We start from the raw sequence: 23,366 nt of genomic DNA on the forward strand, positions 1-23,366 counted from the left end.
CGGGCGTACCCTGCTGAGGTGACGCTCATCGGCGCTGGAACCCCCCTGCTGCGTGCGGAGACGACTCCACTGGACTCTCCGCCGTCGCTCCTCTCCCACTCCGACCCGAGGCGGCCCCTCCTCTGGCAGCGCGACGGCGCCGGGCTCAGCGGACGCGGGGAGGCCCTGCGCCTCGAGTTCTCGGGCCCGGAACGGCTGCGGGAGGCGGCGGCGGCCTGGCGGCGGCTCTGCGACGCGGCGACGGTGGAGGACCGGGTCGGACTGCCCGGGACGGGGCTGGTCGCGTTCGGGACCTTCGCTTTCTCGAGCCGATCCGAGGCGACGAGCGTGCTGATCGTGCCGCGCACCGTGATCGGGACGCGCGACGGCCGGTCATGGCTGACGCGGATCACGATCGGCGAGGCGGAGAGACCGTATACGCCGAGCGAGGAGCCGCTGGGGGCGGAGTACCACGTGCCGCTCTCGCCGGGTGCGCTGCCGCCGGACGGGTACCGCGCGGCGGTCGCTGCCGCGGTGGAGACGATCCGGGCGGGTGAGCTGTCCAAGGTCGTGATCGCGCGCGATCTGCAGGGGCGGCTCCCGCCGGGGGCGGACCTGCGTCGGATGCTGGGTGCGCTCACCGAGCGGTACCCGGACTGCTGGGGCTTCGCCGTGGACGGATTCCTCGGCGCCAGTCCGGAGACGCTGGTCGCGGTCGATCGGGGCGAGATCTCGGCGAGGGTGTTGGCCGGCACGGCCGCACGAGGCGAGGATCCCCTCGCCGACGCGGACGTGGAGGCCGCTCTGCTCGAGAGTCCGAAGGACCGCTCGGAGCACGCTTTCGCTCTCGCCAGTCTGGTCCGGGAACTCGAGCCCCACACACGGGAGCTGACGGCGGGCGCCGCCCCGTTCACGCTCCGCCTGCCGAATCTCTGGCACCTCGCGACGGACGTGCGAGGAATTCTGGACGACTCCTCCAGCGCGCTCGATCTCGTCGATGCTCTTCACCCGACCGCCGCAGTGGCCGGCACTCCGACCGCCGACGCCCTTGCGCTCATCGAGCACCTGGAGCCCTTCGACCGCGGTCGGTACGCAGGACCCGTCGGCTGGATCGACGGCAACGGCGACGGCGAGTGGGCCGTCGGACTCCGCAGCGCCGAGGTCACGGCCGAGGGCGCGGTCACGGCCTGGGCGGGCGCCGGCATCGTGGCCGACAGCGTTCCCGAGTCCGAGCTCGCCGAGACCCGCATGAAGTTCCGCCCGATCACCGACGCGCTGGCCTGACGCACGTCGGGAGTCGCTGAAGCCGTCGGCTACCCCGCCGGGTCCCCGTCGAGCCGGGGAGCACCCGGCCGTTGTCCTGCGCCCACCGGCGGACGCCCGGGCAGTGCCGGCGGCCGGGTCGTCACGCGACGGCCGGTCGGTGTGGTCCAGTCCGCTGTGCCGTCCGGATGGAGCAGATACGTCCAGCGGTCGCCGTGGCGCACGTGGTGGTGGGCGACGCACAGGGAGGCGAGGTTGTCGGGAGTCGTCTCTCCCCCGTTCCGCCATTCGACGCTGTGGTCGGTCTCCGTCGAGGACGCCGGCCGGGTGCAGCCCGGGAAGCGGCAGGTCTGGTCGCGGAGGCGGACCAGCAGCCTCATCCTCGGCGGCGGGAGGCGGTGGCGGCGCCCGACGGAGACGACCGCGCCGGTCTCCTCGTCGATCAGCACGGGAGTGAAGGCGGCGGCGTCGTCGATGAGCGCTCGCACCGCCTCGGCGGGGATCGGCCCGTAGCCGTCGAGCTCGGCGGCCGCCTCGTCGTCACCTGCGGCGGTGCTCGCCGCCACGGTGACTCTCACCTCGGCCCGCGGCCCGGTCGAGGGCGCCGCGGCTCCCTCCGGAGTGGTCCACGCCACGTCCCCGTGGCAGAGCAGGTCGGCCCACGCGTCGGCGCGGAGCTGCGCCAGCGTCCGCAGATCGCGGTCCCCTTCGGCGCCGTTTCGCAGATCCCTCGCGATGCGGTCGAGCCGGGCGAGCGCTCCGACGGCCTCGGGCGCGGGGACGTGCGCGCACACCGTCGCCATGCCGTCGATCCCGGCTGTCATCCACACCCGGCGGTCCTCGCGGGCGCGAGCGTGCCGCTCGGCGAGGGGCTCGTCGTGCAGCTCCTCCCGCACCCGCGCGAGGGCGTGGCGCAGCTGCCCCGGGGTCAGCGTCTCCGCGAGGTCGACGGCCCGGTCGTCGTAGGCCGCGCGCGCCGCTGCCGGGAGGGTCGCCGCGACGGAGCAGACGAGCTGGCCGGCCTCCCAGCGCATCCTGGCGTCGGCGAGCGCGGAGCGGGTCCGCGGCAGCTCCTCCATCAGGAGCGAGGCGTGCAGCAGCTCCCTGGCGGCGGTGCGCTCGGAGACCCCGAGGGCGACGGCGAACTCCGCTCGGATCGACCGTTCGACGAGGTCCGTCGCATCCTTGCTGTCCGTCGAGGAGCCTCGGGCGAACGCGTCGGGACAGGTCAGCGCCGCGCGGTGTCCCGCGTGCAGCGCCTCCGCCGCGGTCAGGAGCACCGGGGAGGCGCTCCTCGCGAGCGCCGCCGCCCGGTCGCCGAGGGCGAGGACCTCTCCTCGCACCGTCTCCGCATCAGCCATGCCTCCAGCGAAGCAGCAGCAGACGAGCTGCGGAGCTCGAACGAGGCGTCCCCGGGAGAACAGCGTCCGACGACGACCTGTGGAGGACCGACCGACCGGACCCGTGCGGACTCAGCGCTCGAGCCGGATCTCCACGATGCCCGGCCCGTCACCCGGCGAGGTCAGCGCCTGCTCCAGCTCGCCGCGCGTCGCCGCACGACGGTGGCCCCACCCGTAGCCGCGCGCGAGAGCCTCCAGATCGGCGTTCTGCGGGGTGAACTGCACGCGGTCGAACGCATCAGGATGCGAGCTCGACGCGACCTCGAGTCCGTCGAAGATCGTGCCGCCCCCGTCGTTCACGACGACGAGCTGCACGCGCGGGCGTCGCTCTCCGGGCGGGAGGAGGAGGCCGCCGGCCTCGTGGAGCAGAGTGAGATCGCCGAGGACCGCCCGGGTGACTCCGCCGGCTCCCTGCTCGGTCGCCTGCGAAGCCACCGCGATCCCGAGAGCCGTCGAGATCGTGCCGTCGATGCCGGCGAGGCCGCGGTTCGCCAGGACGGATATCCGCTTGCCCGGCAGGGTCCCGTCGGCGACGCGGATCAGCCGCGACGCTCCGAACAGCAGCCGGTCGTGCGGCCAGGTGACCTTCCAGACCGCGGCGACGACGAAGTCGCGGGTGAGCGGTGCCCTGATCGCGGCGAGGGCGTTGCGCGCGTAGCCGCGGCGGTCCTCGACCGACATCGACCCCGCGTCGGGGACCTCGTCCAGCTCGTCGGGGTCGACCGTCAGGGCGCGGCTCGCGGACACCCAGGATCCGGCCCAGGCGCGCTCGCCGCGCTCAGGACGCGGCGACCCCTCGGGGCGGACCACGTCGACGCCTCCGACGCGGCGGGCGCGCCGGCCGGGGTTGTAGAACTGATCGCGCACGGCGTCCACGACGATCACCTCGACGTCCTCGCGGCGCAGCAGTTCGGGGACCTCGCGGGAGAGCGTCGGGTGTCCGAGCACGATCGCCCGGCGGATGCGTCCGCCGAAGTCGGGCTCGCCGAGCAGGCGCCGCCAGGCGACGACGAGCTGCGGTCCGAAGCGGGCGCCGGAGGAGACCTCGGCCAGCAGCGGCCAGTCGCCAGCGCGAGCGATCTCCTCGGCCGCGGCGCCCGCCTTGTCCCCGGCGATGACGACCGTGAGCGGCTCACCGGGACCGGCGGTCACGACGGCACGCGGGATCCCGGATCCGACAGCGGGCGACGAGACCGGTCCGATCCGCTCCATGTCAGGCAGAGCGGAGGAGAGCGGGTCGCGGAAGGAGAGGTTCAGGTGGACCGGCCCGCGTCGCGCCGCGGTGACGGCACGATCGGCGAGCGCCCGCGCGTCCTCGGGCCGGGAGCCGTCGTCCGGAGCAGCGACGTCCTCGAACAGCCGCACGGCACGCCCGTACAGCTCGCGTTGCTCGGCCGTCTGGTTCGAGCGGATGCCGCGCAGCTCGTCGGGCCGGTCGGCGGTCAGCACGATCATCGGCACGTCCGAGGCGTCCGCCTCGAGCACGGCCGGGTGCAGGTTCGCGGTCGCCGTGCCGGAGGTCGTGATCACGAGCGCCGGCATCCGGGATTCGAGGGCGAGGCCCAGCGCCAGGAACCCCGCGGAGCGCTCGTCGATCCGCACGTGCAGCCGGATGTCGCCGCGGGTCTCGAGCTCGGCCGCCACCAGGGCGAGCGCCTGCGAGCGGGAGCCCGGAGCGACGACGACGTCGCGGACGCCGAGCGCGACGAAGCGGGTGAGGAGGTCGACCGCGAATCGGGTGGAGGGGGCGACCGGCCGGTGCTCAGGCATCCCGGCGGCCGGGGCCGTCGGCCTCGCCCTGCTCGTCCATGTCGGCGAGGTCGCGCTCGAGCTGGGCGATGCGCTCTGCCTGCAGGCGCTCCTCCTCGGGGTCGCGCTCGGTGCGGAGGGTGCCGAGGAAGTCGGGGTCGTCGTCCGGAGCGGTGTAGCGGCGGCCGGCGGCGCGCTGCTTGCGGGGACGGCCGATCCAGAACCACAGTCCCGCACCGATGACCGGGAGGATCAGCACCACCAGGAGCCAGGACCACTTCGGGATCGCCCGCACGGCGTGACGGTTGCTCATCGCGACGTCGATCACGGTGTAGACCGTGAAGACGGCGAGGGCCACGAGCAGGCCGATGACGAGGCGGATCATGGACACGAGTCTACGTCCGGCACCCCCGTCGGGGAGGGTCCGCACGGACGCTGGACAGGAGGCTCCCACGGTGCTCACGGAAGCGCGTGCAGGGGCCGACGTACACTGTCCCGGTGAAACTGAGCCGCGCGGTCGTCGTCTACTCGCTCCTGCGCCTGGCGATGTTCGCCGGCGTCTTCGTGCTGGTGTACCTGCCGGCGCGCACCTTCGTCGACTCGGAGCTGACGGCCGCGGTCACCGCGGGCTTCGTCGCCGCGATCGCGAGCCTGTCCCTCTCGTACATCCTGCTGAGGAAGCCCCGCGAGCGCATCGCGGAGGCGATCTACGAGCGCCGCAAGGACGTCCCGCGCGCTCCGACCGACGACGACGTCGAGGACGCCGCGGTCGACGCGACCCGCGACGACCGCTGAGCCGGGCGCTCCCGCCGGCGAGGGCTCCCCTCGGACGCGCGCCCGCTCGCACCAGGCCCGGCGCGCATCAGCCGGTCTCCTCCGAACCCGCCCCACCCGAGCCCGCCTCGTGCGAGCCGCCGCTCTAGAACGCCAGCGCCGCCCCGAGGATGACCGCGTAGGCGAGCCCGCCCAGGCTGGTCAGCTGCAGCGCCAGGATGAGCTCCTTCGCCGTCTTCGCCGTCAGGGTGATCAGGATGGCCGGCAGGATCATCAGAAGCACGAAGAGCGTCAGCCACGCCAGCGGGTAGAACAGCGCGAGGATCACCGCGATGCCGAACGGGATCAGCACGAAGCCCGTGTAGATCGCCCGGGACACGGCCGGTCCCGCGAGGACCGCGAGGGTCCGCTTGCCCGAGAGGCGGTCGGTCGGGATGTCGCGGATGTTGTTGACCATGAGCACGGCGCAGGCGAACAGGCCCGCCGCCACGGCGCCGAGCCACGACTCCTGGTTGGTGCGGCCGATCTGCACGAACGTGGTGCCGACGGTGGCGACCAGGCCGAAGAACACGAAGACGAAGAGCTCGCCGAGCCCGAGGTAGCCGTAGGGGCGGCGTCCGCCGGTGTAGAACCACCCGGCCGCGATCGCCGCCGCGCCGACGACCAGGAACCACCACTGCCCCGAGAGGGCGGTGAGCACGAGGCCGGCGACGGCCGCGATCCCGAAGAAGACCAGGGCGACGGTGAGCACCTGGCGGGGTTTCGCCGCTCCGGAGCCGGTCAGCCGCGAGGGTCCGACGCGGTTGGCGTCGGTGCCGCGCACGCCGTCGGAGTAGTCGTTGGCGTAGTTGACGGCGATCTGCAGGGCGAGCGAGACGGCCAGGCAGAGCAGGGCGCGCACCCAGTGCCAGCCCTCGTCGACGACCTGGGTCGCTCCGGTGCCGATGAGCACGGGGGCGACGGCCAGCGGGAGGGTGCGGAGGCGGGCGCCGGCGATCCACTCGCGGGGACCGGCGGGCTTCACGACGACCGCTCGCGGGCTGCCCCCGGGGCGGCCGCTGGAGGACTTCTTCTTGCGACTCGTACTCGACACGGAGGGAATCCTACCCACCGGCCCGTCGACGCTCGGAGCCGGTCAGGCCTGCTCGGCGAGCACCTCGAGGGCGCGGCGGTCGGGCTTCCCGGAGGCGAGGAGGGGGATGCGGCCGACCGGCAGCACGGCCGCGGGAGCGGCGGCGCGCCCGAGGCGGTCGGCGATCAGGGCGCGCAGGTCGGTGAGCGCGGGAGCCTCCTCCGCCGTCACGACGACCGGGACCTCGCCCCACTGCTCGTCCGCCCGCCGCACGACGACCGCGTCGGGGACGGTCCCCTCGCGCAGCACGGCCTCGACGGCGTCGAGCGACACCTTCTCCCCGCCCGACACGATCACGCGGTCGAGCCGACCGGTCACCCGGAGGCGCCCGTCGACGATCGACCCCGCGTCGCCCGTGCGGTACCAGCGCTCCCCGTCGAGTTCGAGGAAGGCGGAGGCGCTGCGCTCGTGGTCGATCGCGCCGTCGGCGTCGAGGTAGCCCTCCGCGAGGGTCGGGCCGCCGAGCAGCACCTGCCCGTTCTCGACGCGCATCCGCACGTCGTGGAGCGGGACGCCGTCGTAGACGCAGCCGCCGGACGTCTCGCTCGATCCGTAGGTCAGGCGGATGCGCACGCCGAGGGCGGCGGCGCGGTCCCGCAGCGGCTGCGGCGTCGCCTGGCCGCCGATCAGGAGGGCGTCGAACGAGCGGAGCGCCTCGGCCGCGGCCGGATCGCGCTCGGCGAGGTCCAGCAGCCTCGCGAGCTGCACGGGGACCAGCGAGGAGTACCGCCGCTCCCCCGCCGGCATCGTCCGAGCAAGAGCGAGGAAGGCCGCCGCGTCGAAGCCGCCGGCCGGGAGGACGACCGGGTCGGCCTCCGCGGTCAGCGAGCGGACGAGCACCTGCAGTCCCGCGACGTAGTGGGTCGGCAGGCAGAGCAGCCAGCGTCCCGGCCCGCCCAGCTCGGCGAGGGTCGCGGAGGCGCTGGTGAGCAGGGCCGCTGTCGAGAGCGCGACCCGCTTGGGCGGCCCCGACGAGCCCGAGGTCTCGACGACGACGGCGACGCGCTGGGGCACGACGGCGCCATCGGAGGCGGTCGCGGCGCCGGGGGCGGAGACGCGGATCGCCGGGCCGCTGCCGTCCAGGGCCGCGCGCAGAGCGAGGAGGACGGCCTCGACCGTCGCGTCGACACCGGCGAGCGGGCGGGTCACCTGCGTGCCCTCCGGCTCAGAACTGCCACGGGAACGGCGACCAGTCGGGCTCGCGCTTCTCGAGGAAGGAGTCGCGTCCCTCGACGGCCTCGTCGGTGCCGTAGGCGAGGCGCGTGGTCTCGCCCGCGAAGAGCTGCTGGCCCACGAGGCCGTCGTCCACGGCGTTGAACGCGTACTTCAGCATCCGGATGGCCGTGGGCGACTTGGTGAGGATCGTCTCGGCCCACTCCACCGCGGTCGTCTCGAGCTCGGCGTGCGGGACGACCGCGTTCACGGCGCCCATCTCGTAGGCGCGCTGCGCGGAGTACTCCCGCGCGAGGAAGAACACCTCGCGCGCGGCCTTCTGCCCGATCTGGCGGGCGAAGTACGCGGAGCCGTAGCCCGCGTCGAAGGAGCCGACGTCGGCGTCCGTCTGCTTGAAGCGCCCGTGCTCGGCGGAGGCGAGGGTGAGGTCGCAGACCACGTGCAGCGAGTGCCCGCCTCCCGCGGCCCAGCCGGGGACGGCCGCGATGACGACCTTCGGCATGAAGCGGATGAGGCGCTGCACCTCGAGGATGTGCAGGCGGCCGTTCCGCGCTGAGTCGATGCCCTCGGCGGTCTCGCCGTCGGAGTACCGGTAGCCGTCGCGGCCGCGGATCCGCTGGTCTCCCCCGGAGCAGAACGCCCAGCCCCCGTCGCGCGGGCTCGGGCCGTTGCCGGTGAGGATGACGACGCCGACGCGCGGGTTCGTCCGGGCGTCCTCGAGGGCGCGGAACAGCTCGTCGACCGTGCGCGGCCGGAACGCGTTGCGGACCTCGGGCCGGTCGAACGCGACCCGCGCGATGCGGCCGGAGCGGTCGTGGTGGTAGGTGATGTCCTCGAGTGCGTCGAAGCCGTCGACGGTCGCCCAGCGGTGGGCGTCGAACAGTTCGGAGACCTGCGTGCTCATGCCACGACCCTACTGATCCGGACTGCACGGCGACTCGACACCGCCCGGGCAGACGGAAGGGGACCCCGCTGACGCGGAGTCCCCTTCCGGTGCTCGCCCCTACTTGGCGGCGGAGGTGGTGCGGTTCTCGGCCGACACCATCCAGGCGTACTGCTCGAGGCTCTGGATGATCGCGTGGAGGAGATCCGCGCTGGTCGGGTCCTCCTCGTCCACCTGGTCGTGGACCTCGCGCATGGTGGCGGCGGTGTTCTCGAGGCGGATCGTGACCAGGTCGACGGTCTCGGCCGTGTCGATCTCGCCGTGCGGGTACTCGGGGAGGGTGGTGGTCGCGGCGACGGTGTCGCTGCGGCCGTCCGGGATCCCGTGGAGGGCGCGCATGCGCTCGGCGATGTCGTCGCTGAACTCGCGCGCGGCCTCGATGATCTCGTCGAGCTGCAGGTGGAGGTCGCGGAAGTTCTTGCCGACGACGTTCCAGTGGGCCTGCTTGCCCTGGACGTGGAGCTCGATCAGGTCGACGAGGACGATCTGGAGGCTGTCGAGCAGCTCCTTGGAGGCCTTGAAGCCCTTCTCGGCGTTCTGACGGCGGCTGGTCTTGGCACCGGAGCCCGCGGGGGCTTCGACGTGGCGTTCGAGGGTGGTGGTCATGGACCGTTCCTTTCTCTTGCAGTGCCGGGTGCGGTGTCCCGCCCCGAGTCTGGCTTCTTCGGCTGGACGGCGCCCGCACGCGCGGGGTGCGCGCGCTGGGCGGGGCCCGTGGTTGCGGGGATCAGATCGTGGCGACGGATCCGGAGTCGACGCGGTAGTTCGAGCCGTTCACGAACGAGGCGCAGTCGGAGCAGAGGAAGGCGATCATGGCTGCGACCTCCTCGGCCTCGCCCCGGCGCTTCAGCTCCATGTACGGCCGCTCTTCGTCGAGGAAGGACGAGATCGCCTCGTCGACCGAGGTGCCCCTCTGCTCGGCGCGCTTGGACATCATCGCGTCGGTCATCGGAGTGCGGATGAACGCGGGCGAGACCGTGTTCACGAGCAGGCCCTCCTGCGCGTAGGAGCGCGAGAGTCCCTTGGCGAAGGCGAGGACGCCCGCCTTCGCGGCGCAGTAGGGCAGTTCGTCGTCGTAGGGCTGCACGGCGTCCTCGGAGGCGGTGAGCACGAGCCGGCCCCAGCCTCCGGTGCGGAGGTCGGGGAGGAACTCGCGCACGAGCCGCACGGGACCGAGCAGGTCGACCTCGAGGGTGCTGGTCCAGCCCTCGTCGTCGATCTCGTGGAAGAGGCCCTGCGCCCCCGTGACTCCGGCGCACTGCACGAGGATGTCGATCGCGCCGACCGCTCCGGCCACGCGGCGGTGCAGCTCGGCGAGCTGCTCCGTGCTGGTGACGTCGGCGGCGAAGGCGCGCAGGCGGCCCTCCGGAGCGTCGAGCCCGGCCGCCGCCCGGTCGAGCTCCGCCTGGTCCTTGTCGGTGATCACGACGGTCGCGCCCTCGGCGAGGAGGAGCTGCGCCGTGGCCAGGCCGATGCCGGAGTCGCCTCCGGTGACGAGGGCGATGCGGCCGCTGATGCCGAGATCCATGCTGAGGTGCTCCTTGTGGGTGCGGTGCGAGGGGGTGGTACCGGTCTACGCCCCTCGGAGCCGGCCCTCAACGGGTTGCGCGGACGCCGTCGGCGGGGTTACGCGCGACCGACCTTCTCCGGCGCCAGCTCCTCGATGGTGATGGCCGCGTTGATCAGCGCGAGGTGGCTGAGCCCCTGCGGCAGGTTGCCCCAGAAGGCCAGGTCGTCGACCGCGATCATCTCGGACATGATCCCGACGTCGTTCGGGACCGTGGCGACGAGCTCGTCCATCAGGGCGACCGACTCGTCGTGCCGACCGACGCAGGCCAGGGCGGACGCGAGCCAGAACGAGCAGGCCACGAACGGGTGCTCCTCGCCCTCCATGCCGGAGTAGCGGAACAGCAGCGCGCCGCGGCCGAGCTCCTTCACCAGGGCGTCGATGGTGGAGATCATCCGCTCGCCGCGCTCGTAGCCGCTGGGCGCGTGCAGGAGCACCGAGGCGTCCAGCTCCTCGCTGCCCGGGTACATCACGTAGGAGCCGAGCTCCTCGGACCAGCAGTGCTCCTCGATCCACTCCCGGATGCGGTCGCGCTCGAAGCGCCATCGGTCGGGGCTGCCCGCGACCTGGCCGAGCTCCGCCAGGTGCACGGCCGCGTCGAGCGCCTGCCAGCAGCCCATCTTCGAGGAGGTGTAGTGCTGCTCCTCCTCCAGCTCCCACATGCCCGCATCGCGGTTCCGCCACAGGTCGCAGGTGGTGTCGGCGACGCGGGCGAGGAGCCGGCCGGTCTGGATGTCGAGGACGTTGCCCTCGTCGACGTAGATGCGGCAGATGTCGAAGAGGTCGCCGAAGACGCCCAGCTGCAGCTGGCTCTGCGCTGCGTTGCCGGCGACGACCGGGCCGATGCCGGCGTAGCCCGGGACGTCGAACTCCTCCAGGACGGTCGGCATGGAGCCGTCGAGTCCGTAGAAGATGTGCAGATCCGGCCCGTGCTCCTTGATCGTGCGGAGGAGCCAGGACAGCGCGGCGTGCGTCTCCTCGCGCAGGCCGAAGCGCACCAGCGCGTGCATCGTGTACGCGGCGTCGCGCACCCAGGCGAAGCGGTAGTCCCAGTTCTTGCCGCCGTTGGGCGACTCCGGGAGCGACGTGGTCGCGGCCGCGGCGATGGCTCCTGTGGGCGAGTAGATCAGCAGCTTGAGCGCGAGGGCGCTGCGCTGGACGGCCTCGGACCACGGGCCGTCGTAGGAGAACTCCTCCGACCAGTCCTGCCAGCTGCGGATGGTGCGGTCGATGCCGCGGTCGACGTTCTTCGCGACCGGGAAGTGCAGCGGCTCGTCGTGCGTGGCCGACACGACCAGGACGTGCCGCACGGCGTCCTTCCCCGCGGTCACGACGAAGGAGCCCGTCAGCTCGTCGCCGGCGCCGGAGGGCGCGTCGTCGCCGTCGGGCCCGTGCTCCTGGCCGGTGACGCCGATGGTGATGTCGCCGGCGCGGATGAGCGAGCGGCCGTCGGCGTTCTGGATCCACGGGGAGAACCGGCCGAGCCCCGTTCCGGGACGCACGGCCCACCGCATCCGCACCTCGCCGTCGACACCGTCCACGCGGCGCGCGAGCTCGGCCCACGGGAGGCGGCCCGCGATCCCGGTGACGAGCGCGTCCGTCACGCGGACGGTGCCCGACTCGGTGGTGAAGGTGGTCTCGAGGACGTTCGTGTCGCGGATGTAGGCGCGCGAGACCTCGGCGGGCTCCTCGGGGGCGAGCTCGACGCAGCCGCCGGACTCGGCGTCGATCAGGGCGGCGAAGGCGGGGGTGGAGCCGAGGTCCGGGACGGGCATCCAGTCGACGCTGCCGTCCTTCGCGATCAGGGCGACCGTGCGACCGTCTCCGATCGCGGCGTAGTCGCGCAGGGGCCTGGTCGAGCGGGGTGCAGCCATCCCCTCACCGTAGGGCGCGGGCGGTGCGCCGATTCGGGCTTGCGGGCGGACGGGCTTGCTTGTAGCGCCCGGTCAGGTCGCGGCGACTCCGCCGTACTCCTCGAGGCGGTCGGTGAACTCGCCGCGGTCCTCGTCCTGCAGGACCCCGTTCGCGTACCCGGCGAGGAACGCGCCCTGCGGGTCCGGCGAGAGGCCGACTCCGTCGAGCATGTCGGCGACCAGGCCGGTCGGATCGGCGTCGAGGTCGACGAGGCCCAGCTCGATCGCGGGCACGAGGTCGGCGGAGGAGCGGGCGGTGACGATCCAGAGCGCGGCCGAGGCCTCCTCGTCCGAGAGGTCGCCGTCGAGCTCGTAGCCCGCCTCCGACCACTCCTCGGGGGTGTCGGCCACCTCGACGTCGTCGAAGCCGAGGGGCGAGAGCGCTGCGGTGAAGCGGTCGACCGCCGCCTGCCTATCGGCGTCGGTCGAGACGTCGGCGGCGGCGTACTCGGTCGCCGAGATGTAGTCGTAGAGGAGGGAGGGCCCGCCGTAGGCGTTCTGCGACTGCTCGTAGTACTCGTCGTCGGCCGAGGTCCACTCCTCGGGGACGGCGCCCTCGACGGCCGCGACGGCCTTCTCGGCACTCGCGCGCACGTCCTCCGCGGACGGCTGGCCGAGGATCGTCGCGGCGTCGCCGTCCTGGTAGCCGGGGTAGTCGTAGAGCGGATCGGACGGGTCCCCGCTGCCGAACGGGTCGTCCGTCGGGTCGCCGAACGGCTCGGACGGAGCGCTCGTCGACGCGCTGCCGGCGGCGGAGTCGAGCGCGCCGCCCACTCCGACGGCGACGAGCGTGCCGAGCACGCCGGTGTAGACGACGCCCACGAGGAGGCTCGTGCCCAGCGCGATCCAGGCGCCCCTGCCGAGCGGGCGGTGGGAGGGGACGGAGCCCTGCGTCGGGCCCGGGGCGGGCGCGGGCGGCGGGCTCATCGGCATCTGGCTCATCGCACTCCTCCGGACTCCAACGGCAGCCTCGTCAGTCTGGCACCTCGGCGGCCGCTCGGAGGAGGGACCCCGGGGGCTTGCGCGCGCGTCGCCGACCTCCTGCGCGCGGGTGGCCGCCGCGTGGCCCCGGCCGGTGGACAATGGCCGGATGGACGACGTCGTGCCCGCCTCCCCGCTCCCCTCCCTCGGCGAGATCGACGCGGGACTCCGCGTCGTCGCTCTGCCGCTCCGCACCCGCTTCCGCGGCGTCGACCACCGCGAGATCGCGCTCGTGCGCGGCCCCGAGGGCTGGACCGAGTTCTCGCCCTTCCTCGAGTACGGCGCAGAGGAGTCGGCGGCGTGGCTCCGGGCGGCGATCGACTACGGCTGGAGCGAGCAGCCGGCACCGCTGCGCGACCGCATCCCGGTGAACGCGACCATCCCGGCCGTGGCACCGCACGAGGTCGCCGCCGTGCTCGCGAGCTACCACGGCTGCCGCACGGCGAAGGTGAAGGTCGCCGAGCGCGGCCAGACGCTGGCCGACGACGTGGCCCGGGTCGTCGAGGTCCGCCGCCTGCTCGGTCCGGAGGGCCGGATCCGCGTGGACGCGAACGGCGGCTGGAACCTCGACGAGGCCGAGCACGCCGTCCACGCCCTCGCGGAGTCCGACCTCGAGTACGTCGAGCAGCCGTGCGCGAGCGTCGACGAGCTGGCGGAGCTGCGCTACCGGGTGAAGTACATGGGCATCCCGATCGCCGCCGACGAGAGCGTCCGCAAGGCCGCCGATCCGCTCGCCGTCGCCCGGGCCGGAGCCGCGGACCTGCTGGTCGTGAAGGCCCAGCCGCTCGGCGGGACGCGCCGGGCGCTGGCCCTCGTCGCCGAGGCGGGGCTGCCGGCGGTGGTCTCGAGCGCGATCGACAGCTCGGTCGGACTCGCCATGGGCGCCGCCCTGGCCGCGGCGCTCCCCGAGCTGCCCTTCGACTGCGGACTCGGCACCGCGTCCCTCCTCGCCGCGGACGTCACGGAGCGGCCGCTGCGGCCGGTCGACGGCAGCATCCCCGTCGGCCGCGTGGAGGTCTCGGAGGAGCTCCTCTCCCGTCACGCCGTGTCGCCGGAGCGGCTCGCCTGGTGGCGGGCGCGGCTCCGCGACTCCTACGCGCTGCTCTGATCGTCGGCGGCGGGCGCCGCGTCCGAGGAGCGGCAGAATGGGAGCGTCGGCCGCCGGTGCCCGACGCATCCCCCACCCTCGAGCATCGGAGCACCGTGAGCGCATCGACCGTCCCCGTCTTCCTCGACTGCGACACCGGCATCGACGACTCGCTCGCCCTGGCGTACCTCCTCCGCTCGCCCCGGGCCCGCCTCGTCGGGATCAGCACGGTCAGCGGCAACACCGACGCCCGCCGGGCCGCCGTCAACAGCCTCGGCCTGCTCGCGCTGGCAGGCCGCGACGACGTGCCGGTCGCCGTGGGGGCGCACCACTTCCTCGAGGAGGACTACGCCGGCGGATCTCCGCACGTGCACGGCGACGACGGCATCGGCGGGGTCGCGCTGCCCGAGGGCGGCGAGCCGGTCGACGAGGATCCGGCCGACCTCCTCCTCCGTCTCGCTCGTGAGCACGAGGGCGAGCTGCGGCTGGTCGCGATCGGCCCGCTGACGAATCTCGCGCTCGCCCTCCGTGCACACCCGGAGATCGCGTCCCTCGTCCACTCGGTGACCGTGATGGGCGGAGCCGCGCTGGTCCCCGGCAACGTGACCGCCGTGGCGGAGGCCAACATCTGGCACGACCCTGCCGCCGCCGCCGAGGTCGTCGCGGCCGACTGGGATCTGACGCTCGTGCCCCTGGACGTGACCATGCGGCACCTGCTGACGGAGGAGGACCGCGCCGTCCTGCTCGCGTCGCCCGATCCCCTCGCGCAGGCCATCGGGCAGGCGCTCGACTTCTACTTCGACTTCTACGTCGGCCACTTCGGCGAGCGCACCGCTGCCATGCACGACCCCATGGCCGCCGCGATCGCCGTCGACGCCGTCGCCCTCACCTCCGCCCCGCGCGTCCACGTCACTGTCGACGCCACCCACGGCCCCGGCCGCGGCCAGACCGTCGCCGACCTCCGCGGCATCTACCGCGGCGTCCATCCCTCCGACGCCCGCACCCGCATCGTCCTCGCCCTCGACGCCCCTTTCGCCCCCCACCTCATCGACGTCGTCACCGCCGTCTGACCCGTCCGCCGTCGCCCCCGGCGTCCACCACCGCCATCCGACAGGCACGGATCCGCCCGCAGCCCGTCCATGCCCCCTGTGCGCGACACGCCCGCTCCGCGCACTACTCGACCAGCAGGCACCGCCCCCTGCGCGTCCATCTGCGGGAACTCGATCGGCCCGCTCCCCGCGTTCGCGCCATGGGATCTCGATACGCGCGCCGCGCGCGCTACCCGATCAGCATGTTCCGTCGACCGCCGTTTCCGCGGGCCTCCCGCGAAGCGCAGCCCACCCGGACCCGACCGCGAAGCGGAGCCCACCCGGACCCGACCGCGAAGCGGAGCCCGGCCAGACCCGACCGCGACGCGGAGGCCCCCCGCGGCGACCGCGAAGCGGAGCCGTCCTCAAAGCGTGTCCTGGTGGGCGGTCGGCGGGGCCTGGTGGGGTCGATCGCAAGGCGGAGGCGTCGGGCGTAGCGGCGCTACGTTCGTCGCCGACAACGCCGCGAGGGGCCCCACCAGGCCCCGCCGACCCGATTACATGCCGGTGTCGAGGCCGGAGTAGGCATGGAGTCCCTTGAAGAACACGTTGACGACGCCGAAGTTGAACATGACGGCGGCGAAGCCGACGATGGCGAGCCAGGCGGAGGGGGTGCCGCGCCAGCCGCGGGTGGCGCGGGCGTGGATGTAGCCGGCGTAGATGGTCCAGATGATGAAGGTCCAGACCTCCTTGGTGTCCCAGCCCCAGTAGCGGCCCCAGGCCTTCTCGGCCCAGACGGCGCCGGCGATGAGCGTGAAGGTCCAGAGGATGAAGCCGAGGATCGTGACGCGGTAGGCGAGGTTCTCGAGGGTGAGGGAGCTGGGCAGGGTGCGCAGGAAGCGGAGGACCGAGCGGGGGCTGTCGCCGGAGGATTCGCGGCGGGCCTGGAGGAGCTGGGTGACCGAGAGCGCGAAGCCGAGGGCGAAGAACGCGGTGCCGAGGATCGCGACGAGCACGTGGATGACCAGCCAGTAGGACTGGAGTGCCGGCGGGAGCGGGACGACGGCGACGTAGTAGTTGACGGTCGCGATGCCGAGGAGCACCAGGACGAGGCCGGTGATGAACGCTCCGAGGAAGCGGAGGTCCCAGCGCAGCTGGACGGCGAGGAAGACGCCGATGATGATGAGCGTCCCGGTCATCGAGAACTCGTACATGTTCGCCCAGGGGACGCGGCCGGCGGCGACGCCGCGGAGCACGGTCGCGCCGAGGTGGAGCACGAAGCCGAGGAGCGTGAGCGAGAACCCGATGCGCATGGTCTTCGAGCGGGCGGGGGCGCGGTAGACCTCGTCCTCGACGCGGCTGCCGATGCGGGAGAGCGTCGCGGTGCGTCCGGAGCCTGCGGCAGCGACGGTGGCCTTGCCGCTGGCCGCGCGGTCGGCGGCGGCCGCGGAGGCGACGCGCTCCGCCTCCTGCACGACCTCGATCGACTCGCCGTCGGCCAGGGAGGCGCGGCGGGCGAGGTCGATCGCGAAGAAGACGAACGCCATGGCGTAGATGCCCATGGCGGAGGAGAGGCACAGCACCGAGTACTGCGAGAGGGTCGCGATCACCTCCTCAGGGTAATCGCTCGCCGCCCCGCCCGCCCCTTCGCGCTTGCACAGACTCGGCCCCTGCCCAGCCGGGCGACGGCTGTGGAGGGGTCTCCGGGACGTCCGGGAGGCGGGTCAGTCGAGCGGGGCGTGCCGGTCGGCGATCGTCCGCACGGCGCGCACCAGCTGGGGGTCCTCGCCGCGGGCGAGTCCCGCGTACTCGAGGAGGAGGCCGCCGTCGTCCTGGGCGGTCGCCTTCACCCACACGCGGCGCCGCGGGACGAACAGCGAGGTGAGGAGTCCGGCGAGCACGAGGATCGCGAAGAGCAGCACCCAGCCCTGGGTCGCGTCGTGGTGGATGTCGAACGAGGCGAAGCGCTTGACGCTGTCGGTGCCGATCCGCGTCGGGTCGGCGCCCGTGTCGTCGAAGGTCACGCTGCCGAGCCCGTTCGGGAGCTGAGCCGTGTCGCCGGGCTTGAGGGTGATCGGCGCGACGCCGGTGGTGCCGCCGGTGAGCCGGGTCAGCGAGTCGGTGTTGAGCACGTAGACGGATGTGGGCACTCCCCCGTCGAGGCCGAGGTCGCCCGCGAAGACGTTCAGCGAGAGCACGGGGTACTGCAGGTCGGGGAAGATCGAGGTCGACGCCCCGGAGGCCAGCGTGTCCTGCGTCGGGTAGAAGAAGCCGGTGAGGCCCAGCTGCTCCGAGAGCCCGTCCGGCACCTTCACGACGCCGACGGAGGTCAGGTTCGCGTCCTGCGGGAGGAACGGCACCGAGTCGGTGAAGATCGCCCGGCCCGAGGGGTCTCGGACCGTGATCGTCGGGGCGTAGCCGTTACCGAGGAGGTAGACGTTCGTGCCGCCGATCGCCAGCGGGTCGTTGACCTTGATCGTGCGGTCCTCGGTGCCCCCGCCGCGCTCGGAGGTCGTGACGTTCGCGGTGAAGTCGACGGGCTGGCCGAGCGCCGACTGGTTCTGCTCCTCGTACTTCACGTCGAGGCTGTCGAGGGTCAGCTGGTACGGGTCGAGCTGGCTGCTGTCGAAGAAGCGGCCGGGGTTGAAGGAGTCGTAGGCCGCGAGGTTGTTCGCGAACCCCTGGGAGCCCTCGACCAGCACGCGCTGCCCGCTGTAGCCGAACCCGCCGCCCACTCCGACGGCGACGAGGATGCCGACCAGGGCGGAGTGGAAGACCAGGTTGCCGGTCTCGCGGAGGTAGCCGCGCTCGGCCGAGACGCTCGACCAGCGGCCGCGCGGGTCGTCGTAGCGCTCGACGCGGTAGCCCGCCCGGCGCAGGACGGAGTGGGCGGAGGCGACGGCCTCCTCCTCCGTCGCGCCCTCGACCTCGCGGACGGTGTAGCCGGCGAGGCGCTGCAGGCGCGCGGGGGTGCGCGGCGGCCGCGACCGCATCGCCTGGAAGTGGTGGCGCGTGCGCGGGACGATGCAGCCGATCAGGGAGATGAACAGCAGCAGGTAGATGCTCGAGAACCAGGCGGAGGTGTAGGTGTCGAACGCCTGCACCTTGTCGAGCAGGGGCGCGAGGTCGGGGTTGTCGACGAAGTACTGGGTCACGCCGTTGGGGTCGGAGGAGCGCTGCGGCACGAGCGATCCGGGGACCGCCGCGATCGCCAGCAGCAGCAGGAGGAACAGCGCCGTGCGCATGCTGGTGAGCTGGCGCCACATCCAGCGGAGCCAGCCGGTGAACCCGAGCGCCGGCTGCGTGACGGTGCCGTCGGAGTCGTAGTGGTCGGCGGGGCGGAAGGAGGCGTCCGTCCTCCGCTGCGCGGCCTCGTCGGGGCGGCGCGTGCTCTCCTCGGGCTCAGATCGCCGGCTGGAAGCCATCGATCACCGCCGAGAGGGATCCGTAGACGAGGGTGTTCCAGATGCCCGTGACCATCAGGACTCCGATCAGGACGAGGGCGGCGCCGCCGAGGATGTTGACCACGCGGATGTGGCGCTTCACGAAGGCGAGCGTGCTGGTCACCCAGCTGAAGCCGAAGGCGACGAGGAGGAAGGGGATGCCGAGTCCGAGGCAGTAGACCAGGGCGAGGAGGGCGCCGCGCCAGGGCGAGCCCACGCCGTAGCTGAGGGCGAGGATCGAGCTCAGCGTCGGGCCGAGGCAGGGCGTCCAGCCGACGCCGAAGACGATGCCGAGCAGCGGCGCTCCGATCAGCCCGGTGGCGGGACGGATCCCGGGCCGGAGCGAGCGCTGGAGGAACGAGAACTGCCCGATGAAGACGAGCCCCATCGCGATCACGACGAGCCCGAGGACGCGGGTGATCAGGTCGGTGTACTGGCGCAGCCAGAAGCCGACCGTGCCCGCCGCCGCACCGTAGAGGACGAACACCAGCGAGAATCCGAGCACGAAGAGGAGGACGCCCAGCACGACCCGGCGGCGTCCGCGTGCCGCGCGCTCGTCGGCGTCGGTGAATCCGCCGACGTAGGCGAGGTAGCCGGGCACCAGCGGGAGCACGCAGGGCGACGCGAAGGACACGAGCCCGGCCAGGAGCGCGATCGGCACGGCCAGCAGGAGCTGACCGCTGACGACGATGTCGCCCACGCCGCTACTCCCCCTCGGCGAGCGTGTCGCCCACGAGGGTCGAGAGGATCGACGCCTCCTGGAGCTGGCCGAGGATGCGCGACGCGACGCGCCCCTCCCTGTCGAGGACGAGCGTCGTGGGCACAGCGTTCGGCGGGACGGTGCCGGTGAAGGCGAGCTGCACCGACGAGTCGGTGTCGACGATGGAGGGGTAGCCGAGCCCGAAGGTCTCGGCGAAGGCGGCCGCGGTGGGGGCCTGATCGCGCACGTTGACGCCGACGAACGACACGCCCTTGTCGGCGAACTCCGTGTTCACCGTCTCGAGGTCAGCGGCCTCGGCGCGGCACGGGGCGCAGCTGGCGTACCAGAAGTTGACGACGACGACCTGCCCGGCGAGGTCGGCGGAGTCGATGGTGGCGCCGGTCTCGTCGGTGCCGGAGAAGACGATGGGGTCGTCCCGGTCGGCGGCGGCGATCTCGGTGACGGTGCCGTCCCCCGAGATGTAGCCCTTGTTGCTCCCGTTGCGGTACTGGTCGGCGAGCGGATCCTCGGAGCAGCCCGTCAGCGCGAGCGCGGCGGCCAGCGCGAGGACGCCCGCTGCGCGGAGCCGCCCCGTCCGGCGCATCAGACCGCTCCCACGTCGGTGGCCAGGCCCTGCAGGCCGGCGGCCGGGTCGGAGTAGCCGACCTCGACGAAGCCGTCCCCGCGCCGCTCGAGGGTCGTGATGCTCGAGAGGGCGCAGCGGCGCTTGCGCGGATCGTGGAAGAGGCGCTCTCCGGCGAGGGCGCGGTGAACCGTCCAGATGGGGAGCTGGTGGCTGACGATCGCGGCGTCGCCCTCCTCGGTGCTTTGCCACGCCGACTCGATCGCCGCGTACATCCGCGCCGAGATGGAGAGGTACGGCTCGCCCCAGCTGGGCTCGAAGGGATTGCGGAGCCACGGCCAGTGCTTGGGGTTCCGCAGGGCGGAGCTGCGCGCGGCGAGGGACTTCCCCTCGAAGCGGTTGCTCGGCTCGATCACCCGCTCATCGGTGCGGATCTCGAGCTCGAACGCCTGCGAGATCGGCTGCGCGGACTCCTGCGTGCGCTGGAGCGGCGACGCGATCAGCGCCGTGACGTGGCGCCGGCGCTCGAGCAGGTCGTCGGCGGCGGAGCGGGCCATGCGGTGGCCCAGATCCGAGAGCCGGAAGTTCGGGAGTCGTCCGTAGAGGACCCGGTCGGGGTTGAACACCTCGCCGTGCCGCACGAGATGGATCTGATCGGCAACCACGAGCGTCAAGTGTACGGAACGCGGCGTGGGGGAACGCCGGGAAAGGGTCGCCTGAGCCGGACCTGAGCGGAGCCTCAGCGGCGCGCCGAGACCGCCGCCGACAGCCGCCGCACGAGCGGTCCGGGCAGGTGCCGCACCACGGCCATCGGGACCCCGAAGCGCAGCGACGGCACCGAGACGACGGAGCCGCGCGCGACGTCGCGGAGGAACTCCTCCACCACCGCGTCCGCGTCGAGCCAGAGGAAGGAGGGGATGGAGGAGGTGTCCATCGCCGCCCGCTCGTGGAACTCGGTGCGCACCCAGCCCGGGCAGAGCGCGGCCGAGCGGACGCCCGTGCCGCGCAGCTCGACGGCCAGCGACTGCGCGAAGGCGGTCGCCCACGCCTTCACCGCGGAGTAGGGGCCGAGGTGCACGAAGCCCGCGACGCTCGACACCGTGAGGATCGCGCCGCGGCCGCGGGCGGTCATCGCCTCGGCCGCCGCACCCGAGAGCACGGCGACCGAGCGCACCATCACCTCGAAGGCGTGGTCCTGAGCGGCGACGTTCGGCTCGGCGAAGGTCCCGTCGATCCCGAAGCCGGCGTTGTTGACGAGGACGCGGACGGGCCGGGCAGGATCGACGAGCCGCGCTCGCACCTGCTCGACCTGCTCGCGGTCGCCGAGGTCCGCGGGCAGGACCTCGACCGCCGCGGCGCCGAGGCCGCGCAGTCCGGCCGCCGCCTCCTGGAGGCGCTGCTCGCTGCGGGCGACGAGGACGAGGCTCCAGCCGCGGCGCGCGAACGCCCGGGCGAAGGCGAGGCCGATGCCGGAGGACGCGCCGGTGATCAGTGCGGTGCTCATGCTCCGACGCTACCCGTCGCCGCCCGGCGGCCCCCGAGTAGACTCCCCTACCGTGACCGACGAGACCCGCCTCCCCCGAACCACTGTCAAGAAGCTCGCCGCGCTCGAGGACGGACCCGTCCGCGTGTCCGGCTGGGTCGAGACCGTGCGCGACCAGAAGAAGGTGCAGTTCGTCGTCCTGCGCGACGAGTCCGGTGCCGTGCAGCTGGTGAACCCGGCCGTGCGCGAGGCCGTCGAGGGCGACGACGCGTCGGCTGCGCGCCTCGCGATCACCGAGGAGATCTCCGGCCTCGCCCAGGGCTCCTTCATCACCGTCACCGGCGCGCTCAAGCACGACGAGCGCGTGAAGCTGGGCGGCATCGAGGTCAAGCTCGAGACGCTCGAGGTCGTCGCCGCGTCGATCCCGGAGGCGCCGATCGCGCCCGACTCCGGCATCGACAAGCGGATGGACTGGCGCTTCCTCGACCTGCGCCGTCCCGAGCAGAACCTCATCGCCCGCGTGCAGACCACGTTCGAGCACGCGCTGCGCACGTACTGGATCGAGCACGACTTCATCGAGATCCACACCCCGAAGCTCATGGCGAGCGCCTCGGAGTCGCGGGCCGAGCTCTTCGAGGTCGAGTACTTCGAGACGAAGGCCTATCTGGCGCAGAGCCCCCAGTTCTTCAAGCAGATGGCGCAGCCCGCCGGCTTCGGCAAGGTCTTCGAGGTCGGCCCCGCCTTCCGCGCCGACCCGAGCTTCACCTCGCGTCACGCGACCGAGTTCACGAGCGTCGACGCCGAGGTCTCCTGGATCGACTCGCACGAGGACGTCATGGAGCTGCACGAGCAGCTGATGGTCGCCGGCCTCACCGCCGTCGTCGAGAAGCACGGCGCCGAGGTCAAGGCGCTCTTCGACATCGACCTGACCGTCCCGACCACGCCGTTCCCGCGCATCCCGCTCGCCGAGGCCAAGCGCATCGTCGCCGAGCGCGGCTACGAGGTGCCCCGCGCCGACGACGACATGGACCCCGAGGGCGAGCGCCGCATCGCGGCCTACGTGCAGGAGGAGTTCGGGCACGACTTCGTGTTCCTCACCGACTACGCGTCGAGCATCCGGCCGTTCTACCACATGCGCCGCGAGGGCGACGGGACGATCACCAACAGCTACGACCTCATCTACAACGGCGTCGAGATCTCGACCGGAGCGCAGCGCGAGCACCGCGTCGACGTCCTCGTCGAGCAGGCCCGCGAGAAGGGCCTGGACCCGGAGGAGCTCGAGTTCTACCTCGACTTCTTCCGCTACGGCGTCCCGCCGCACGGCGGCTTCGGCATGGGCCTCTCGCGCGTGATCATGCTGATGCTGAACCAGGCGAACCTCCGCGAGGTCACCTACCTGTTCCGCGGCCCGACCCGCCTGCTGCCCTAGGCGCGCACCACGGTCGAGGGAACCCCGGACCATCGAGACCGCCGCGGACGGCGGGTCCCCTCGACGGGCCGGGGTTCCCTCGCGCCAGCGGCTAGGGAGCCGGCAGCACCACGAGGTCGAGGTAGTCGGCCAGGCACGCCACCATGTCCACCGCGTCGCGCTCGAGCAGCCACTGCAGCTGCACGCCGTCCCAGAGCGCGATGATCGACGCCGCCACCCGCTCCGGATCGGACCCCTCGCGGAGGCGCCCGGCGGCCTGGAGCTCGCGCAGCTCGGCCGTGTACTCGCTGCGGAGCCGGCGGAACCGCGCGGCGAAGAAGTCGCGCCCCGGGTGCTCCTGCGTCGTCGACTCGCCGCAGAGCACGGCGTACAGCTCGATCACTCCGGGCGCCGTCTCGTTGTAGCGGGTCTGCCGCAGGATGCCGGCGACCAGCCCCTCCTCCGGGTCCGGCGGCGAGGAACCGTCGCCCGTGATCAGGTCGCGGTGCTCGAGGACCGCGAAGAGCAGGTCGGTCTTCGACGGGAAGTAGTGCAGGAGGCTCGTCTGGCTGAGCCCGACGCGGTCGGCGACCTCCTGGAGGGAGCCGCGGGCGTAGCCCCGCGCGGCGAAGACCTGGTGGGCGGCCTCGATGATGGCGCGGCGGCGCTCGGCCGACTTCGCGTACGGGCCGCGTCGCCTCGTCGCCTCCGCCATCGACCCCTCCTCCGCACTGGAGGCGCCTCGCCGTGCCCCTCGAAC

Annotated in this window: 22 protein-coding genes; 5 read left to right on the plus strand and 17 right to left on the minus strand. The window is 72.9% G+C overall.

Features of this window, described 5'->3' with window-relative positions; all coding sequences use genetic code 11:
- The first annotated feature begins 18 nt into the window (after positions 1-18).
- On the plus strand, positions 19-1,263 hold the full coding sequence (locus tag C5C99_RS01540; protein WP_374953719.1) for an isochorismate synthase MenF: 1,245 nt from the start codon (positions 19-21) through the stop codon (positions 1,261-1,263).
- A 29-nt stretch (positions 1,264-1,292) separates the two neighbouring features.
- On the opposite strand, the gene C5C99_RS01545 is transcribed toward C5C99_RS01540, so the two are convergent.
- The 3 genes from C5C99_RS01545 to C5C99_RS01555 form a co-directional block, all read right to left on the minus strand.
- Positions 1,293-2,603: an HNH endonuclease signature motif containing protein gene (locus C5C99_RS01545; RefSeq protein WP_104272793.1), complete on the minus strand. Its 1,311-nt coding sequence runs from the start codon at positions 2,601-2,603 to the stop codon at positions 1,293-1,295.
- Positions 2,604-2,714: 111 nt separating this feature from the next.
- A complete protein-coding gene (gene menD / locus C5C99_RS01550; protein ID WP_104339488.1) occupies positions 2,715-4,412 on the minus strand; it encodes a 2-succinyl-5-enolpyruvyl-6-hydroxy-3-cyclohexene-1-carboxylic-acid synthase in 1,698 nt (565 codons plus the stop codon).
- Entirely contained in the window at positions 4,405-4,776 is a 372-nt protein-coding gene (locus C5C99_RS01555; protein WP_104225908.1) for a PLD nuclease N-terminal domain-containing protein, read from the minus strand. Before C5C99_RS01555 ends, menD begins: the two co-directional genes overlap by 8 nt.
- A 113-nt stretch (positions 4,777-4,889) precedes the next feature.
- On the opposite strand from C5C99_RS01555, the gene C5C99_RS01560 reads away from it, so the two are divergent.
- Positions 4,890-5,186, plus strand: a complete 297-nt coding sequence (locus C5C99_RS01560) for a DUF4229 domain-containing protein (protein ID WP_104239140.1) — start codon at positions 4,890-4,892, stop codon at positions 5,184-5,186.
- A 124-nt stretch (positions 5,187-5,310) separates the two neighbouring features.
- On the opposite strand, the gene C5C99_RS01565 is transcribed toward C5C99_RS01560, so the two are convergent.
- The 7 genes from C5C99_RS01565 to C5C99_RS01595 all read right to left on the minus strand — a co-directional run bounded on the left by C5C99_RS01565 (position 5,311) and on the right by C5C99_RS01595 (position 12,835).
- Positions 5,311-6,258, minus strand: coding sequence for a 1,4-dihydroxy-2-naphthoate polyprenyltransferase (locus tag C5C99_RS01565; RefSeq protein ID WP_374953720.1), 948 nt, complete (start codon positions 6,256-6,258; stop codon positions 5,311-5,313).
- A 42-nt stretch (positions 6,259-6,300) separates the two neighbouring features.
- Positions 6,301-7,446, minus strand: a complete 1,146-nt coding sequence (locus C5C99_RS01570; RefSeq protein ID WP_181074524.1) for an AMP-binding protein — start codon at positions 7,444-7,446, stop codon at positions 6,301-6,303.
- Positions 7,447-7,462: 16 nt separating this feature from the next.
- Positions 7,463-8,374: a 1,4-dihydroxy-2-naphthoyl-CoA synthase gene (locus C5C99_RS01575; protein WP_104339490.1), complete on the minus strand. Its 912-nt coding sequence runs from the start codon at positions 8,372-8,374 to the stop codon at positions 7,463-7,465.
- A gap of 99 nt (positions 8,375-8,473) precedes the next feature.
- A complete protein-coding gene (locus C5C99_RS01580; protein WP_104223596.1) occupies positions 8,474-9,019 on the minus strand; it encodes a Dps family protein in 546 nt (181 codons plus the stop codon).
- 121 nt (positions 9,020-9,140) lie between these two features.
- A complete protein-coding gene (locus C5C99_RS01585; protein ID WP_104339491.1) occupies positions 9,141-9,941 on the minus strand; it encodes an SDR family NAD(P)-dependent oxidoreductase in 801 nt (266 codons plus the stop codon).
- 98 nt (positions 9,942-10,039) lie between these two features.
- A complete protein-coding gene (locus C5C99_RS01590) occupies positions 10,040-11,854 on the minus strand; it encodes a glycoside hydrolase family 15 protein (RefSeq protein WP_104247930.1) in 1,815 nt (604 codons plus the stop codon).
- A 72-nt stretch (positions 11,855-11,926) separates the two neighbouring features.
- Positions 11,927-12,835, minus strand: a complete 909-nt coding sequence (locus C5C99_RS01595; protein ID WP_104247929.1) for a hypothetical protein — start codon at positions 12,833-12,835, stop codon at positions 11,927-11,929.
- A gap of 148 nt (positions 12,836-12,983) precedes the next feature.
- Between C5C99_RS01595 and C5C99_RS01600 the strand changes: the two genes are divergently transcribed.
- Together C5C99_RS01600 and C5C99_RS01605 are read left to right on the plus strand one after the other, a co-directional pair.
- Positions 12,984-13,982 carry an o-succinylbenzoate synthase gene (locus C5C99_RS01600; RefSeq protein ID WP_104254851.1) on the plus strand — a complete coding sequence of 333 codons (999 nt, stop codon included), beginning with the start codon at positions 12,984-12,986 and terminating at the stop codon, positions 13,980-13,982.
- A gap of 95 nt (positions 13,983-14,077) precedes the next feature.
- Positions 14,078-15,031, plus strand: coding sequence for a nucleoside hydrolase (locus tag C5C99_RS01605; protein WP_104272828.1), 954 nt, complete (start codon positions 14,078-14,080; stop codon positions 15,029-15,031).
- Positions 15,032-15,546: 515 nt separating this feature from the next.
- Here C5C99_RS01605 and ccsB read toward each other — a convergent pair.
- The 6 genes from ccsB to C5C99_RS01635 form a co-directional block, all read right to left on the minus strand.
- Positions 15,547-16,551 (minus strand): c-type cytochrome biogenesis protein CcsB, encoded by a 1,005-nt coding sequence (gene ccsB, locus C5C99_RS01610; protein WP_104224871.1) that lies wholly within the window; start codon positions 16,549-16,551, stop codon positions 15,547-15,549.
- Between the two features lie 162 nt (positions 16,552-16,713).
- Entirely contained in the window at positions 16,714-18,414 is a 1,701-nt protein-coding gene (locus C5C99_RS01615; RefSeq protein WP_104339492.1) for a cytochrome c biogenesis protein ResB, read from the minus strand.
- Positions 18,392-19,132, minus strand: a complete 741-nt coding sequence (locus tag C5C99_RS01620; RefSeq protein ID WP_258063588.1) for a cytochrome c biogenesis CcdA family protein — start codon at positions 19,130-19,132, stop codon at positions 18,392-18,394. The genes C5C99_RS01615 and C5C99_RS01620 overlap by 23 nt, the downstream gene beginning before the upstream one ends.
- Before the next feature lie 4 nt (positions 19,133-19,136).
- Positions 19,137-19,736: a TlpA disulfide reductase family protein gene (locus C5C99_RS01625; RefSeq protein WP_104249773.1), complete on the minus strand. Its 600-nt coding sequence runs from the start codon at positions 19,734-19,736 to the stop codon at positions 19,137-19,139.
- Positions 19,736-20,380: a histidine phosphatase family protein gene (locus tag C5C99_RS01630; protein WP_104336194.1), complete on the minus strand. Its 645-nt coding sequence runs from the start codon at positions 20,378-20,380 to the stop codon at positions 19,736-19,738. Before C5C99_RS01630 ends, C5C99_RS01625 begins: the two co-directional genes overlap by 1 nt.
- 74 nt (positions 20,381-20,454) lie before the next feature.
- A complete protein-coding gene (locus C5C99_RS01635) occupies positions 20,455-21,219 on the minus strand; it encodes an SDR family oxidoreductase (RefSeq protein WP_104339493.1) in 765 nt (254 codons plus the stop codon).
- 52 nt (positions 21,220-21,271) lie between these two features.
- On the opposite strand from C5C99_RS01635, the gene aspS reads away from it, so the two are divergent.
- On the plus strand, positions 21,272-22,627 hold the full coding sequence (gene aspS / locus C5C99_RS01640) for an aspartate--tRNA(Asn) ligase (protein WP_244229585.1): 1,356 nt from the start codon (positions 21,272-21,274) through the stop codon (positions 22,625-22,627).
- 91 nt (positions 22,628-22,718) lie between these two features.
- Here the strand turns inward: aspS and C5C99_RS01645 are convergent, their stop codons facing one another.
- Positions 22,719-23,321: a TetR/AcrR family transcriptional regulator gene (locus C5C99_RS01645; protein ID WP_244230513.1), complete on the minus strand. Its 603-nt coding sequence runs from the start codon at positions 23,319-23,321 to the stop codon at positions 22,719-22,721.
- Positions 23,322-23,366: the final 45 nt, after the last annotated feature.

It is taken from the genome of Rathayibacter sp. AY1C4 (genome assembly GCF_002932195.1).
Classification (GTDB): domain Bacteria; phylum Actinomycetota; class Actinomycetes; order Actinomycetales; family Microbacteriaceae; genus Rathayibacter.